The 15,678-nt window shown below is 64.9% G+C and carries 10 protein-coding genes; 4 read left to right on the top strand and 6 right to left on the bottom strand.

The window, feature by feature from the left end:
* Window positions 1-467 precede the first annotated feature (467 nt).
* The 5 genes from XpruCFBP8353_RS03025 to XpruCFBP8353_RS03005 all read right to left on the bottom strand — a co-directional run bounded on the left by XpruCFBP8353_RS03025 (window position 468) and on the right by XpruCFBP8353_RS03005 (window position 10,053).
* Window positions 468-2,906, bottom strand: coding sequence for a membrane-bound PQQ-dependent dehydrogenase, glucose/quinate/shikimate family (locus XpruCFBP8353_RS03025; RefSeq protein WP_207759588.1), 2,439 nt, complete (start codon window positions 2,904-2,906; stop codon window positions 468-470).
* 639 nt (window positions 2,907-3,545) lie between these two features.
* Window positions 3,546-4,913 carry an alpha,alpha-trehalose-phosphate synthase (UDP-forming) gene (otsA, locus tag XpruCFBP8353_RS03020; protein WP_101361856.1) on the bottom strand — a complete coding sequence of 456 codons (1,368 nt, stop codon included), beginning with the start codon at window positions 4,911-4,913 and terminating at the stop codon, window positions 3,546-3,548.
* On the bottom strand, window positions 4,910-6,688 hold the full coding sequence (locus XpruCFBP8353_RS03015; RefSeq protein WP_101361855.1) for a glycoside hydrolase family 15 protein: 1,779 nt from the start codon (window positions 6,686-6,688) through the stop codon (window positions 4,910-4,912). The genes otsA and XpruCFBP8353_RS03015 overlap by 4 nt, the downstream gene beginning before the upstream one ends.
* 44 nt (window positions 6,689-6,732) lie before the next feature.
* Window positions 6,733-7,491 carry a trehalose-phosphatase gene (gene otsB, locus XpruCFBP8353_RS03010; protein WP_101361854.1) on the bottom strand — a complete coding sequence of 253 codons (759 nt, stop codon included), beginning with the start codon at window positions 7,489-7,491 and terminating at the stop codon, window positions 6,733-6,735.
* 126 nt (window positions 7,492-7,617) lie between these two features.
* The gene (locus tag XpruCFBP8353_RS03005) at window positions 7,618-10,053 is read right to left on the bottom strand and encodes a TonB-dependent receptor plug domain-containing protein (RefSeq protein WP_101362450.1); all 2,436 of its coding nucleotides are present in this window, start codon (window positions 10,051-10,053) and stop codon (window positions 7,618-7,620) included.
* Window positions 10,054-10,283: 230 nt separating this feature from the next.
* Between XpruCFBP8353_RS03005 and XpruCFBP8353_RS03000 the strand changes: the two genes are divergently transcribed.
* The gene (locus XpruCFBP8353_RS03000) at window positions 10,284-10,757 is read left to right on the top strand and encodes a DUF3574 domain-containing protein (protein ID WP_101361853.1); all 474 of its coding nucleotides are present in this window, start codon (window positions 10,284-10,286) and stop codon (window positions 10,755-10,757) included.
* A gap of 101 nt (window positions 10,758-10,858) precedes the next feature.
* Here the strand turns inward: XpruCFBP8353_RS03000 and XpruCFBP8353_RS02995 are convergent, their stop codons facing one another.
* A complete protein-coding gene (locus XpruCFBP8353_RS02995) occupies window positions 10,859-11,245 on the bottom strand; it encodes a VOC family protein (RefSeq protein WP_207759565.1) in 387 nt (128 codons plus the stop codon).
* Between the two features lie 172 nt (window positions 11,246-11,417).
* Between XpruCFBP8353_RS02995 and XpruCFBP8353_RS02990 the strand changes: the two genes are divergently transcribed.
* The 3 genes from XpruCFBP8353_RS02990 (at window position 11,418) to XpruCFBP8353_RS02980 (ending at window position 15,353) form a co-directional block, all read left to right on the top strand.
* A complete protein-coding gene (locus tag XpruCFBP8353_RS02990; RefSeq protein WP_101362449.1) occupies window positions 11,418-12,350 on the top strand; it encodes a LysR family transcriptional regulator in 933 nt (310 codons plus the stop codon).
* 235 nt (window positions 12,351-12,585) lie between these two features.
* On the top strand, window positions 12,586-14,187 hold the full coding sequence (locus XpruCFBP8353_RS02985; protein WP_101361851.1) for a hypothetical protein: 1,602 nt from the start codon (window positions 12,586-12,588) through the stop codon (window positions 14,185-14,187).
* Window positions 14,184-15,353: a lysozyme inhibitor LprI family protein gene (locus tag XpruCFBP8353_RS02980; protein WP_101361850.1), complete on the top strand. Its 1,170-nt coding sequence runs from the start codon at window positions 14,184-14,186 to the stop codon at window positions 15,351-15,353. Before XpruCFBP8353_RS02985 ends, XpruCFBP8353_RS02980 begins: the two co-directional genes overlap by 4 nt.
* Window positions 15,354-15,678: the final 325 nt, after the last annotated feature.

The raw sequence follows: 15,678 nt of genomic DNA, 5'->3' as shown, positions 1-15,678 counted from the left end.
AATAGACCCTTGCAGGCGAACGCCCGGCAGCTCGGGCGACATGCCGTCTGTCGCGGGCGAGCCGCTTCAGGGGTGGTGATGGCTCGGTTATCGACGACGCGCGCGATGCTGTCGGACGCCCACTCCGCTGCATGGAATCGCCGGCTGGATGGCTGCGTAGCGCAGCGAGGTCCGACGCTCAGACCACTCAGCGACAGTGCGGTGGCCGCGCCTTAGAACGCCTGTGCGTGAGCAGTTGCTTCGCACCACCTGTTCAATCGCATCGTGAGATTCACCCACAAAAAAACCGGCCGTCTCGCGACGACCGGTTTTATCGAGTGCATCCGTCAGCGCAGGGCCGACGTCGCGCTAGCCGAGGGTCAGACCGCCGCTAGGCGGATGATGCGCGGTGGCCGACGCAGTGCTGACTGCATGCGGTTCTGCGTACCAGCACACCTCCTGGCTGCACGACACGTCGAGCGCCGCCATTACTTGGCAGGCGCGGCCTGCGCATCGTCCGGCAGCGCCCAGGCGATGACGCTGTCGCCCGACTTGGTTTCCATGCGGTCGTGTCCACCGACGGCAGCCACGATGTACTGCTGGCCGTTGATGGTGTAGCTCATCGGCGCTGCCTGGGGGCCGGCGGGGACGCGGGTCTCCCAGACCTGCTTGCCGGTGCGGGTGTCGAAGCCGCGCATGAAGTCGTCCAGGGTCGCGCCGATGAAGGTCACGCCGCCGGCGGTGGCCAGCGAGCCGCTGTTGTTGGGCGTGCCGATCTCGAACTTGGTCTTGGACGGGATGCCCATTGGACCCTGGTCGTAACCGGTGCCCAGCGGACGGCGCCACAGCACCTGCTGCGTGCGCAGGTCCACACCGGCGATGTAGCCCCACGGCGGTGCCACGCACGGCGTGTTGAGCGGCGACATCCACGGTTCCTTGCGCGCGCCATAGGCCAGGCCCTTCTGTGCCATATAGCCGGGCGTCTTGCTCTTGCCGTCGAACACCGACACCACGCCCAGCTCGTTCATTTTCTCGCGGGTATAGACCTGCAAGGTGTAGGGCAGGCGATTGCTGTTCATCACCATGATGCCGCGCTGCAGATCCACCGACACGCCGCCCCAGTTGATGCCGCCGTGGTTGCCGGTGAAGGCCAGCGAGCCCTGCAGGGTCGGTGGGGTGAACATGCCTTCGTAACGCAGCTGCTTGAACTGGATGCGGCAGGCCAGCTGGTCGAACGGTGTCATGCCCCAGGCGTCGGATTCGATGATGGTTTCGTACTCGCGGCTCGGTGCGCCCACGGTATTGGGCATGCCCGGCGAGATCGGCTGGGTGGCCGCGGTCCAGTCGCCGTGATCGGTGCCCTGCGGCACGGCGATCTGCTTGACCGGCATGAGCGGCGCACCGGTGGCGCGGTCCAGCACGAACACCTGGCCGGACTTGGTGGCCTGGATCACCGCAGGACGCGTACCGCCGCCAGCGACCGGCCAATCGACCAGGTTCGGCTGCGGGCCGATGTCGTAATCCCACAGGTCGTGGTTGACGGTGCGGAAGTGCCAACGCTCCTTGCCGGTGGCCGCATCCACGGCGACCAGGGAAGCGGTGTATTCCTCGTCCTGCGGGGTGCGGCCCTTGCCGAAGAAGTCGCCGGAGGCGTTGCCGGTGGGCAGGTAGACCAGGCCGAGCTCATCGTCGGCGGACATCAGCGACCAGACGTTCGGGGTCGAACGGGTGTAGGTCTGGCCGGCCGGCGGCTCGGCGGTGATTGCCGGGTTGCCCAGGTCCCAGGCCCAGCGCAGCTGGCCGGTGAGCGCGTCGAAGCCACGCACCACGCCCGACGGCGCATCGCCTTCCTGACCATCGCGGACCTGGCCGGTGGGCTGGATCACCACACCGCGCATCACCACCGGCGGCGAGGTCGGGCCGACGAAGCCCGGCTTGGTGTTGCCGGTACCGGCATTCAGATCGACATAGCCGTTGTTGCCGAAGCTGGTGCAGAGCTTGCCGGTCTGCGCGTCCAGCGCGCCGAGGCGGCCATCGACCATCGGCCAGAAGATCCGGGTCGGGCACTCGGCGGTGCCTTGCGGCGCCTGGTAGTACGACACACCACGGCAGGTGGTGGCGGCAACGCCAGCCATCGCCTTGGGGTTGGTCTGCGGATCGAAGCGCCAGCGCTCCTTGCCGTTGGCCGCTTCCACCGCGATCACCTTCTGGGTGGGGGTGCAGATGTATAGCAGGTCGCCGATCTTGAGCGGGGTGTTCTGGAAAGCGTAGCCCAGCTTGGAGCCGGCCGGCTTCAGGTCGCCGGTATGGAATTCCCAGGCCACCTTGAGGTTCTTCACGTTGTCCGGGGTGATTTGCGCACCGGGCGTGTAGTGGTTGGACAGATTGGAGCCGGCATAGGCGGTCCAGTTGCTGGCGTCGTGATTGGCCGCGACGTTGCCGTCGGGGCTGGGCACGGTGCCGCGGCTGAAGGCTGTCGCGCTGTCCGCCGGCAGCGTGGAGGCATCGGCCAGTTCGACATTGCGCGGCATCAGCAGCGGCCACAGGATCAGCGCGGCACCCAGGATCGGCAGCACGCCGGTCACCAGCGCATAGCCGGCGCCGGGTAGCGGCGACATGCGCCGACGCGCCACGCCCCAGAACGGCAGCAACAGCAGACCGAGCACCGACATCATCGCCAGGCGCGGCACCAGACCCCAGCCATCCAGGCCCACTTCCCATAGCGCCCAGGCGATGGTGCCGGCCAAGGTCGCGCCAAACAGCCACAGGCCGGCACGCTTGCCCAGCGCGAGCAATGCGCCCGCCAGGAACAGGGCGATACCCGCGATCAGGTAATACCAGGAGCCACCGACGGCCACCAGGCGGCCACCTTCGTAGGCGAGCACCGCACCGAGCACGGCGATCACCACTGCATAGGCCACCAGCAACCAGGTGCCTAGCCCACGTTTTGAGGATTGATCAGTCATTTTGAGATGTCAGGAAGGACTCAGGCACCAGCGAGCGGTGGCGAGTCGTGGAGGGAGACAGATCGCAGGCGGCGAAGACGCGGCTGCAATCTAAATACGAACATCGAACGCTATGAACGCGCAGCCCCTCCCAGGGTCCTCAGCGCTAATCATGTGAATATTTTAGACCCCTCAGCGCCCTTTGTCCGTGACGGAATAGGAACCAGCGTTCCAGCCTGCATGTTTGGCACAGCCAAAACATGCAGATTTCGAGTACCTGGCACCATCTGCTGCCAGGTGTGTTGATAGACCTGGGTTGGACATTCGCTGCGATTGATCGCGCCTGCGACTGAAGGGCAGGGCGTAACAGCGCAGGCGGTGTTGCCCAGCGACTGCCGTGTCGACTGCAACTGAACACTGTCGACGTCCGACGTTTTCCTACCTTGTGCAGGCACGGTCGTTTCTATCTGACTTGGCAACCGCTTGCTGCGTCAGCGTCAGGACGCGCTTTGTTGTGGAAAGCGCACAGCGTCATCGGTCACTGGCGGCCGCACCCGCCTCCGCCCTTCGAACGCCTTCTCCCGCATCAAGGGGGCCAATGTCCCGGAAGAAGGGTGATGTCTAGACCTCGGAAAGCGCTTCTAGATAGCGCTGGCGCCAATGGTTGATGTTGTTCTTGCGCAGGTGATCCATCATTGCGTGCCAGCGTTCGATGCGGCTTGCCAGCGGCATGCTCGCTGCTGTCGCAATCGCGTCGGCCACGCCGTCCAGATCATGCGGATTGACCAGCAGCGCCTCCTTCATTTCGTCGGCCGCGCCGGCCAGCAATGAAAGCACCAGCACGCCCGGATTTTCAGGATCCTGCGCGGCGATGAATTCCTTGGCGACCAGGTTCATGCCATCGCGCAGCGGCGTCACCAGGCCCACCGATGCAGCGCGATAGAAACCGGTCAATGTTGCGTGGCTGAAGTTCTGGTTGACGTAGCGCAACGGCGTCCAGTCCGGCCCCGCATGCCCACCATTGATATGGCCGGCGATCTGTTCCAGCTGGCTGCGCAATTGCCGGTATTCGGTGACATCGCCGCGCGAGACCGGTGCGATCTGCAGATAGGTCAGGCTGCCGGATTGATCCGGGTAACGCTCCAGATAGCGCTCGAAGCCCTGGAAGCGTTCCGGCAGGCCCTTGGAATAATCCAGGCGATCCACACCGATGGCCAGCTGCCGCCCGCGCAGACTCTCGCGCAGATCGCGTACTGCCTGCTTGCTGACAGACGCCTTGGCCTGATTGGCAATCAGGTCGGTGTCGATGCCGATGGGGAACGAGGAGGCCGTGAAGCGCCGTCCACCCGGGCCTTCGACCAGATCGCCTTCCAGAATGCGGCCACCACCGAACAAGCGCACATACGCCTTGAAACGTTCGGCATCGCGCTGGGTCTGGAAGCCGACCAGGTCGTACGCATAGAACGTACTGAACAACCGCGCGTGATCGGGCATCGCCTGCACGAGATCGGCCGATGGCATCGGCACATGCAGGAAGAAGCCCATCTTGCAGCCCACCCCCAGCTCACGCAGCATCGCGCCGAGCGGAATCATGTGGTAATCGTGGATCCACAAGGTGTCGCTGTCTTTCAGCAGCGGCGCCAGCTTTTCGGCAAATAGCCGATTGACGCGCATATAGCCTTCGCGGGTGGCGCGGTCGTAATCGACCAGGTCCAGGCGGAAGTGCAGCAGCGGCCACAACGTGCGGTTGGCAAAGCCGTTGTAGTAGGAGTCGATGTCGCGCTTGTTGAGGTCCATGGTGACGAAGGTGATGTCGCCTTCGGTCTGTTCGTGCATGCCGCCGCTGTCGCCGCGCACCGTCTTGCCGCTCCAGCCGAACCACATGCCACCGCGCTCTTTCAGCGCAGCCAATAGGCCAACCGCCAGGCCGCCAGCGCGATTTTCGCCGGGCACTGCAACACGGTTGGATACCACTACCAAACGACTCATGACGCCTCCTGCCAGCTCCGCGACAAGCGCATCGCTGCAATGATCAAGCCAACATGCGAATAGGTCTGAGGGAAATTGCCCCAGGCTTCGCCGTCTTCGAACGATAGGTCTTCCGACAGCAAGCCCAGGTGATTGCGGCGCGAAAGGATGCGCTCGAACAATTCACGCGCCTCGTCCTTGCGCCCGATCGCCGCCAGCGCATCGATGTACCAGAAGGTGCAAATGGTGAAGCTGGTTTCCGGCTCACCGAAGTCATCCGGTGCAATGTAGCGGTACAGCGCATCGCCATGCTTGAGCACGCGACCGACCGCTTCGACCGTACGAACGAAGCGGCTGTCGTCGTTGGCCACGATGCCGATGTCAGCCAACAGCAACAACGATGCATCCAGCCGATGGCCACCGAGCGTGTCGGTGAAATGGCCGTGTTCGTCGCTCCAGGCCTCGTTCAACACGCGCTCGCGGATGCTGTCTGCGCGCTCGCGCCAGTAGGTGATGCGTTCGGGCAACGCCAGCCTGTCGGCGATCTTGGACAAGCGGTCGCATGCTGCCCAGCACATCGCGGCGGTATAGGTATGCACTTCGGCGCGGCCGCGGAATTCCCACAGGCCGGCGTCGGGCACGTTATGCAATGCATAGGCGCGCTCACCTAGCGGTTCGAGGCGGCGGAAGGTATCTGCATCGCCCTGATCCTTCAGGCGCAGGTCGAAGAACAGCTGTGTGGACGCCAGCACCACGCTGCCATAGACATCGTGCTGCTGCTGGATCCACGCGAGGTTGCCGCGTCGCACCGGGCCCATGCCGCGGTAGCCATCCATCGTGGCGACTTCGTGTTCTTCCAATTGCGATTCGAAACCGATGCCGTACAGCGGCTGCAGGGTGCCGTCGGCGGTGGCGATGTTGAAGATGTAGCCGATGAACTGCTCCATCGTGCGGGTGGCGCCAAGCCGGTTGAGCGCACGCACCACGAAGGCGGCATCGCGCAGCCAGCAATAGCGGTAATCCCAGTTGCGCGGGGTATTGGGCGCTTCCGGGATCGAGGTGGTCATCGCCGCGATGATGGCGCCGCTGTCTTCGTACTGGCACAACTTCAGCGTGATCGCACTGCGAATCACCGCTTCCTGCCAGTCCAGCGGGATGGAGAGATAGCGCACCCATTCGCGCCAGTATTCTTCGGTGCGCTCCTGCGCTTCCTGCACATAGCCGGTGAGCGAACGGGTCAGCGATTCGTCCACACCCAGCACCAGATTGACCGGGTGGCTGAGCACGAACGGCACACCATCGCGCACGAAGCGCACCGGTACATCGGTAGTCAGGCGCAGGGTGAATTCCGGCAACACCCAGCGAATATGATTGCTGCCCCACGTGGTGTCCGGCGTGCGGCCACCCCAGTCGGCCAGCGGGCGGGCGCGCACGATGATGCGCGGATTGCCGCTCAGCGGACGGATCTGGCGAATGATGCTCACTGGCCGATAGAAGCGCCCGTTGTTGCGCCAGCGCGGCGCAAAATCGATGACTTCGACTTCGCCGCCGTTACTGTCGCGCAACACGGTACGCAGCACGGCAGTATTCGGCAGGTAGTGCTGCTCGCTGCCGACGAAGTCTTCCAGTTCCACGGCGAAGTCGCCGCCTTCGGTCTTGGGCGAGAGCAGCGTGCAAAAGGCCGGATCGCCGTCAAATGCCGGCAGGCAACTCCACACCACACGAGCCTGCCGATCGACCAATGCACCAAAACTACAGTTGCCGATGACGCCCAGATCCAGGTTTGGCTCGGTCATGGAGTACAAACGATCCTGTTGAAGTGAGAGAAGGTGCGCGGTGGTTAGCGGCGGCGTGCGTTGTGCTGTAACCACGCGTGGACATCGGCGGTGCCATCGACGCGAAAGCGCGCGCTGGTCTGTGCGCGATCGCCCACCAGCACGCTCCAGCCGCCGAGCCGATTGGCGGCATCGAAGCCGAATTCGTCGGTGAGATCATCGCCCACGAACACCGGCGTGCGTCCCGCAAAAACGCTGTGCTGCATCAGGTGTTCGACCGCCAGGCCCTTATTGCTGCCCTCGGGAACAAATTCGACCACATGATCGCCGGGCTGCAGGCGGTAGCCGGAAAGCTGCGCGATTTCCTGCTGCGCGAACGCGAGCACCTCGGCGCCGGCCTGCGGCCGCGCGCGCCAGTGCAGCGCCACGCTGACGCCTTTGTCTTCGACCAGCACACCCGGATGTTGGCGCGTGAGCGCGGCAGCACGTTGATGCAGGCCATGCAGCCACTCGGAGGTGTCTTGCGGCATGGCTGCGCGTGCAGCGACATCGCTGCGCAGTTCATGCCCGTGCAGGCCGGCGGCCGGCAGCAGCAACGGGGCGAACAAGGCATCCAATTGGGCCAGTGGCCGGCCGCTGACCAGTGCGACGGCGCCGTTGAGGCGCTCGCTCAGCAGGCCGATGGCCTCGCGCACCTCGGGCAGTAACCGCACTGCCTCGGGGCTGTCGGCAAAGTCGATAAGGGTGCCATCCACGTCCAGAAACAATGCGCAGGCATCGTCCAGCAATGGCGGCGACGGGAGGGGGGAATGCGCGTCTGCCATTGCGCTAGTGTGCGCAATGAGGTGTGAGATTCAGGTTACGGAACGGCGGGGCTGAGGAGTCGGGATTGGGCGGTCGCAAGCAGGGCTGCGTTTGCCAATCCCGACTCGCGAATCTCCAATCCCGTATCAGAACGTATACCGCACGCGCCCATACCAATACGCGCCGTTGCTGCCGATCGGCGAGAGCACGTCGTAGGGCAGATTGCCGAAGTAGGCGATGTCGTCGATGGAGCGATCCGAGTAATTGTCCAGGATGTTCTGGCCGCCGATGGCCAGCGTCCACTGCGCGCCCAGGTGATACTCGGCTTCCAGATCCAGTTGCCATTCGGCGCCGTAGGTCTGGCGGGGGACGAAGCCGCCGCCGAAATCGAACACGCGGGTCGCACTGCCATAGCGGTTCACGCGCGTTTGCAGGTTCCAGTGCTCGTTGCTCCAGTTGGCAGCAAGCGCGGCACGCGTGCGCGGTGCGGCGTCGGTGAGCGTGTTGCTTTCTTCCACGCCAAACAGCACGTACTCCGGGTTCAATGCCAGCACCTGCGCCGGGGTGGCGATGATGTTTTCCAGTTCGGTCTTGGCGTAGCTGTAGGTGCCGGTCAGCAACAGATCGCCGCCGAAGGCGTACTGACGCCAGTTGGCGACCAACTCGGCGCCGCGGGTGCGGGTGTCGGCAGCGTTGAGGAAGTAGCTGGCGCTCTGTACGCCGGTGACGCCGTAGTTCTGCTGCACGAAGCTGGTCAACGCATCGCCGGTGATGTCTTCGGACAGCGCGATGCGGTCGTCGATATCGATCTGGAAAAAGTCCAGCGACAGGTCGAAGTGATCGCCCAGCTTGCTGGTGAAGCCCAGGCTGTAGTTGACCGACTTTTCCGGCTTGAGATCCGTGGCGCCGAGGCCGCGCGCGATGGGGTTGTTGACCGACAGCAAGCGCCCCTGGGTCAGGCGGCCGGCGGCGTCATAACCGGTGGAGGTGGCTTCGTAACCGATCTGGCTGAGCGAAGGCGCACGCACGTTGTTGGAGATGGCGCCACGCAGCGCAAAGGCCGGATCGAATGCATAACGTGCGGCCAGCTTGCCGGTCCATTGGCTGCCGAAATCCTGGTAATGCTCGTAGCGGCCAGCCAGATCGGTGGAGAACTTGTCGCCGAACTGGCTGGACACATTGGCGTAGGCGCTGGCCACGTTACGGGACAGGTCGGCTTCGTCCTGCGGGGTGAGCCCGCCGCCGGCCTGCGAGCCGGTGGGACGGTCGGTGAACGGGCCAGCCGCGTAGCTTGCCGGGTCGCCGGCATGGGTGCGGTACTGCTCACGGCGGAACTCGGCACCGGTACCGAAGGTATGGGTGGCACCGGCGGCATCGAAGACGCGGGTCAGGTCGACGTTGCCCACGGTCTGCGCGAAGGCGAAATCGCCGGTCTTGAAGCGCGTGGTGCTGGTGGGCCCCAACGAGGCATTGAGCGAATTGCGCAGCCGGTAGGTGAAGTCGTTACGGCCGTAGTTGACGCTGGCGTCGTAATCCCAGTCACCCCATTGCCCGCGCGCGCCGGCCACGAGTTGCAGGTCGCGATTCTCGCCTTCGGAAATCGGGCGGTAGCCGTTGGGGTAGATCTCGCGCCAGTTGGCGCTGCTGTCCGGGTAACGGAAATAATTGGCGCCTTCGGTATCGCGCTGGTTGTAGGTACCGAACGCATAGAACTCGCCGCTGGCGCTGAAGGGAACCTTGGTGTTGAGCCAGGCATTCAGGCCCTTGGTGGCCCCATCGCCGAGCACGTAATTGCGCTGGCCCTTCAGCGCCAGATTGGCTGGGGTCTGTTCTTCGAACGACGGAATCTGGTCGAAGCCGGCGCGGTTGGTCGCCTCGCGATTCTTCAGCTCCAGGCCGACCTTGAAGAAGCCGCCGTCATCGCCGAGCAGGCTGCCGACCTTGGCGCTGGCGTAGCTGGTCTGGCCATCGGTGACGCGGCGATCGATCGGCTCTACATCGGTGTTGTAAGCGCCGAAGCTGGCTTCCAGCTCGCCGCGCTCCGGGTTGTCGTCCAGGATCACGTTGATGACACCGGCAATCGCATCCGAGCCGTATTGCGCGCCGGCACCGTCGCGCAGCACTTCGATGCGCTTGATCGCGTTGATCGGGATGGAATTGAAATCCACCGGCGTGGTGCCCTTGCCGATCTTGCTGTCGGTATTGACCAGTGCCGAGGTATGCCGGCGCTTGCCGTTGACCAGCACCAGCACTTGATCGGGCGAAAGCCCGCGCAACTGTGCAGCACGGATATGGTCGGCGCCGCCGGAGTTGGACTGGCGCGGGAAATTGAACGAGGGCAGCAGCGCCTGCAGCGCACTGCCAAGTTCGCCATTGACCACGCCGGCCTTGCGGATGTCCTCGGCGGTGAGCACGTCCACCGGCACGGTCGATTCCAGCACGGTGCGGTCGCTGGCACGGGTGCCGGTGACGATCACGGTGTCCAGCGTGGTGGCGCCGGCATCGGCCTGCTGGGCCTGCGCGTTGGCGCTGAGCACGGCGGCGATGGCCAAGCCGATAACCGAAAGGGTGGGGCGGGTCATGCTGTTCTCCTGCAACTTGCGAACGACACGCGCCGCGCGGTCGGCATCCGGCCGGGCTGGGGCGCAAAGGGGTTCGGATGTCCACATTCATCCGGATGGAGAGATATTATCGCGTTGTTCAGGCCGGCGCGAGATGGCACAGTGCGCGCACGCTGGCATGAGCTGATATCGGCCTTGCATGAGCCTGCCCCGAAGCCCTGTTCCGCCCCAGACCCGTTGTGGAGAAGTCGATGAAGTTGCTGCCGTCCTGCCTGCTTGCCGCCACGTTGGCGCTGTCCGCCTGCGCCACCACCCCCGGCGGCACGCCGAGCTCAACCACCGCCAGCCTGCAGGGCGACGCGGCGCGGCCAGCAGCGGCGCGCGGTTGGGTGCGCAGCGAGCTGTATTTTGGCGTGGGCGAAGAAACCGGCCCGGCCGACCGCCCGCAGACCCGCACCATTGATGAGACCCAGTGGCGCGCATTCCTGGACAAGGAAGTGACCCCGCGCTTTCCGGATGGCCTGACCGTGTTCGACGCCTACGGCCAATGGTTGTTCCGCGGCGCCAAGGAACCGAACAGGCTGGGAACCAAGGTGCTGGTGATCCTGCACGAAGACACCCCGCAACGGCGTAACGACATCGAAGCGATCCGGCTGGCGTGGAAGCAGGCCACCGGTCACCAATCGGTGCTGTGGTCGCGGCAGGCGGTGGAGGTGTCGTTCTGAGTGGGCTGGTGCGTCCGGTCAAGCCCTGACTTAGCGCGCCCTGCTGCACGCCCCCGCAGGCGCGCGCTGCGGGGGCGACGATTGCCTTACGCCGGGTACGATCAAGCTGCGGATTGAAACAGTTCGATCAGCATGCGTTCGTTGTCGCGAATGAAGGCGAAGCGGTCGCCGCCACTGTCCGGGACGGCGCTGGGCGGCGCTGCGATCTCCACGCCGTTCGCCTGTAACCGGTCGATGGTCTGGTCCAGGTCGTCCACCGCGATGGCGAGATGGTTGATGCCGCCGAGCCTGATGTTGCTCTGGCGCTCGGCGCGTTCGGCCGCCATCGGCGTGGCGCCTTCGGTCTGGATGAGCTCGAGCCGCAGCCTGTCCAGCCCGACGAACACGACCTTGGCACCCGGGAAGCCGAAGGCGTGCAGGCGTCGGAAGCCGAGCTGATCTGCATACCAGCGTGCGCTGGCCTCCAGGTCCTGGACGACGATGCCCACGTGGTGAATCCCCAAGATGCCGGTTGTCATGGTTGATGCCTGTCTGCTGTGTTGAGAAGGGATGTGCGGAGCCGAGGGCGCAATGCCCATCACCCGCACCGTCTGTCGCAACGACGATAGGGCTGTGCGGCGGTCTTTGATAATCGACCTGGAAGCGAATAGCCTGTTCGCCATGGCGAACAATGCGGATGCGCTGCGGCTGGATGACCTGGCCATCTTCCTGGCAGTGCTGGAGGGCGGGGGATTCCGCACGGCGGCCCGACGGCTCGGGCTGTCGCCATCCACCGTCAGCGACAAGATCGCCCAGCTCGAAGCACGGCTCGGGGCGCCGCTGCTGATCCGCACCACGCGCAGCGTGATGCCTACCGAGGCAGGACGCAGGTTGGCCGAGCGGGTGTCCCCGCTTCTTACCGAAGCCAGGGCCGCGCTGCAGGATGTGGCCGATGCACGACACCAGGTGCGCGGTCTGCTGCGGTTGAACGTGACCGGCGCGGTCATGGTCGACATGCTGCCGCCGCTGATCGACCGCTTCCTGACGCTGCATCCGCACGTGCGCGTCGAAATCGTGGTCGAAGACCGGCTTGTGGATATCACCGCCGCCGGCTGCGATGCGGGCATCCGTTACGGCGAGTATCTGGCCCAGGACATGATCGCCGTGCCGATCGGATTGCCGTCGCAACGATTGGCCTACGCAGCAGCGCCGCACTATCTGGCGCACAAGGGGACGCCGTTGGCCCCGCATACCCTCGTCGAACACGAGTGCATCCGGTTGCGTTTTTCCAGTGGGGCGTTGGTGGAATGGGAATTCGAGCGCGGCGATGAAACGCTGAGGATCGATCCGCCGGGTCGCTTGATCATCGGCGTGGATGCGGCGGCCGCAGCGATCGCCCTGGCGTGCAGCGGCCGTGGCGTCGTGGCAACTTTCGAAAACTGGCTCGATCCGTTTCTGCAGTCGGGCGCGTTGATGCCGGTACTGCGCGACTGGTGGCCGCAGTTCGAAGGCCCACGGCTGTACTTCTCCAGCCGGCTGATGACCGCGCCATTGCGCGCGTTCGTCGACATGGTGCGCGACGACACGCAATCCCGCCAGCAGGCTTCAGGCTGATGGCGCGGGACCACGGGCGGGCCTGTCGCGCGGTAAGCATCTGCGGCGCGCGATACGTCCCTGTGCGGAACGCGGGGGAAATGATTCGTGGCGATTCCACTTCACGCTGCCAGCGGCGATCGACGAGACGCGCGCGATGTAAGGCCAGTGCCGAAGACGCAGTGATCCATCCAATTGCTGTCGCCCCTGCGGTGCAGCAGCTACCATCGGCCGACCCCCACGCTTCCTGGTTCTCATGTCGGCTCCTTCTTCGCGTCCTGCGGCTCCGCCGCGCTGGTTCGTCGCTGGCGATCTCAATGGCTTCTTCGGCCTGGTGGTCGACAATCTGTCCATCCTGGGCTTCATCGCGATGGCCTTGGTTGGCATCTTCCAGTTCCCGGCCGAAGTGGTCTTCGGGCGTATGTTCCCGGGCACCGCATTCGGCGTGCTGGTGGGCAATCTGCTGTACACCCTGATGGCGCGGCGGCTGGCCGCACGCACCGGGCGCGACGATGTCACCGCCATGCCGCTGGGCCTGGATGCGCCCACCAGCATCGGCATGGCGCTGCTGGTGCTCGGCCCGGCATTCGCCGGTTTCAAGGCGCAGGGACTGGACCCACAAGCCGCCGCCATCGCCACCTGGAAACTCGGCATGGCCGCATTGGTGGTGATGGGCCTGCTCAAGCTGGCGCTGTCGTTCGTGGGCGAAGCAGTGACGCGTGCACTACCGCGTGCGGCCCTACTCGGTTCCATCGCCGGCATCGCGCTGGTGCTGATGGGCTTGTTGCCGCTATTGGAAACGCTGCGTTCGCCGGTCGCCGGTTTCGTCACCCTGGGCTTGCTGTTGTATGTGCTGCTGGCCAAGGGCCGCCTGCCGACCCAATTGCCCGGCGTGCTGGTGGCGTTTTTGATCGGCACCGCGCTGTATTACGGGCTCGGCCTGGCGGGATTGGGTGCGCCAGGTTTTACCGTGCCGGTGTGGAATCCGCCGCAGATCGTACTGCCGTTGCCGAATCTCGGCTTCATTGACGGCCTGCCGGCCACGGTGGCGTACCTGCCGTTGCTGCTGCCATTCGGCTTATTGATGGTGGTGGGCGGCATCAACGTCAGCGAAAGCGCGCGCGCGGCTGGCGACGATTACCGCACCCGCGACATCCTGCTGGTGGAAGCCTTGGCCACGCTGGTGGCCGGCGTATGCGGCGGTGTGGCGCAGACCACGCCCTATATCGGCCAGCCTGCGTACAAACACATGGGCGCGCGCTCCGGTTACACGCTGCTGACCGGGTTGTTCATCGGTATCGGCGGCATGCTCGGGGTGATCAGCGGGCTGGTGCAATGGCTACCGCTGGCAGTGCTGGCGCCGATCATTGTGTACGTCTCCATCGACATCACCACGCAGGCGTTCCAGGCCACGCCCAAACAGCACGCCGGTGCGATGGTGCTGGGTTTCCTGCCCTCGGTGGCGTACCTGCTGACCATCAAGGCGCCGGGCTGGATCGCACCGGATCAGCTGGTGGCGCTGACCACCAAGGTCGATGGTCACGGGCTGCCGGAGCTGGCGGTGATCTTCGCGCTGGGCAATGGCTTCATCATCACCGCGATGCTGTGGATCGCCACGGTGGCAGCGATGATCGACGGACGTCTGCGACGGGGCGCGGTGTTCTTGCTGGTGGCTGCAGGGCTGACCTTGTTCGGATTGATCCATTCGGTGGACCCGCGCGGCGGCATCTATTTGCCGTGGTCGCTGCAAGGCCTGGCGCGCGTGATCAGCTGGCAGTTCGTCGGCGCCTACGTTGCGCTGGCGGCGACCTTGCTGCTCTTGTCGCTACTGCCGGCACGCAAGCAGGCAGTGCAGTGACCTATCGTTCGCGCATTGCGCAGTGCCTTGTGGGCAGCGCGTTGTTGCTCAGCGCCGGTGTGGCATGGTCGGCCTCATTCGATTGCAAGCAGGCGGGCACGCCGGCGGAAAAGCGGCTGTGTGCAGTGCCTGCGCTCGGCAACCTCGACGATCAGCTGGATGAGGCGTACCGCGGCGTGCTGGAGACCACGCCGCGCACCTCGGTTGCTGCGGTGCGCGATCAGCAGCGCGCTTGGCTGCGCCAGCGCAATGCCTGCGCGCAGGACGCCAAGATGGATGACTGCCTGCAGCGCATCCTGAAGGCGAGGGTCGACGCACTAAGCAAGGCGCTCAATGGCCAGCAGCAAACGCTGGACCGCATCATCGCCAGCATTCCGAAAGCGCCTGCGGACGCAGCGCGCCAGTTGCAGGGCTACGACGCGCCGCTGGCATCGGCATGGCTGGCGTATCTGCATCAATTCGTGCCCGCCGCAGGCGTGGACGCGGCATTGGCGACGGCGCGTTTCGACAGCGCGCGCAGTGCGTTGCGCAAGACGGACACATTTGCAGCCTCCTTGCTCGACGATGTGGAGGGGACGCCCACGATGCAACAGCAAGAGCGCGTGCTGACGCTGTTGCGCATGTGGATCGAACGCGACGACAGTACGCAGCGCCCATACGTGCATTGCTTCGTCTTCGCCGCGGTAGGCGAGCCGGCCTACGACGCGTTCGGGCCTTTGTATGGTTCGACACGCGACAGTTTCGCGCCGATCTGCGAGCCGCCCGGTGGCCTGTTCGCACTGCCCAGCTGGAAGCAGTTGGATGACGGCTTCTCCGGCTTGCTCGAAGCCTTGAGCAAGGATGCCGGCACCATCCGCTACGCCAGCTACGCCGAGTGGCGAATCATTGCGCTGCGCGCAGCAGTGTCGCCGTTACTCTATTTGCAGCCGGACCTGCGCAAGCGCTACGGCAACGATCCGGATCAGGCGATTGCTGCGTGGTCCGCCGACGACAGCGACTGGCCGGCAGCCGAGCGCAAAGCCGTGCGCGCGCTGTTGCCCAAGGTGCGCGCAGACACCGCCGCCTGGCTGGTGCGCGAAAAGCGCATGCCGGCAAAGCAGGCCGATCAGGTCGCAGCCGCCATCGTTGCGGCCTGGGTGAATGCGCGGTTGGATTTCGCGGGCTAAGCGGGGCGATTGCAGAGGCAAGGCGCTGCAGGTTTGCTGCAGGGGCCTTGCCAGCCCACCATCGCCAGACGCGCTGCAAGGCCGTCTGTTTGTGCTCCTGCGCGGCATCCATGTTGCGTCACGTTCCGCGACGGTGGCCGGGCAAGGACGTGGCTGGATGTTCGGTGTGCATGGCTTTCGACAAAACAGTCAGCGAACCGGCTGGTGCGGTGTCCCGGGTGCGGGAAGAGCATCGCGTCCCCGACGTTCCCAGTTAAACGGGCCGCTACCGAAAATCGATGGAACCACCGCGACATCCCACGGTCGTACCTTGGATGTTGTCGAT

Source organism: Xanthomonas prunicola, from assembly GCF_002846205.1.
GTDB lineage: Bacteria > Pseudomonadota > Gammaproteobacteria > Xanthomonadales > Xanthomonadaceae > Xanthomonas > Xanthomonas prunicola.
This window is presented reverse-complemented; position numbering and strand designations above follow the sequence as displayed.

Coding starts and splice junctions, on each gene's coding strand:
- XpruCFBP8353_RS03005 (WP_101362450.1), bottom strand. CDS start 10,053: ATGACCCGCCCCACCCTTTCGGTTATCGGCTTGGCCATCGCCGCCGTG.
- otsB (WP_101361854.1), bottom strand. CDS start 7,491: ATGGCAGACGCGCATTCCCCCCTCCCGTCGCCGCCATTGCTGGACGAT.
- XpruCFBP8353_RS03015 (WP_101361855.1), bottom strand. CDS start 6,688: ATGACCGAGCCAAACCTGGATCTGGGCGTCATCGGCAACTGTAGTTTT.
- XpruCFBP8353_RS02985 (WP_101361851.1), top strand. CDS start 12,586: ATGTCGGCTCCTTCTTCGCGTCCTGCGGCTCCGCCGCGCTGGTTCGTC.
- XpruCFBP8353_RS03000 (WP_101361853.1), top strand. CDS start 10,284: ATGAAGTTGCTGCCGTCCTGCCTGCTTGCCGCCACGTTGGCGCTGTCC.
- otsA (WP_101361856.1), bottom strand. CDS start 4,913: ATGAGTCGTTTGGTAGTGGTATCCAACCGTGTTGCAGTGCCCGGCGAA.
- XpruCFBP8353_RS02990 (WP_101362449.1), top strand. CDS start 11,418: ATGGCGAACAATGCGGATGCGCTGCGGCTGGATGACCTGGCCATCTTC.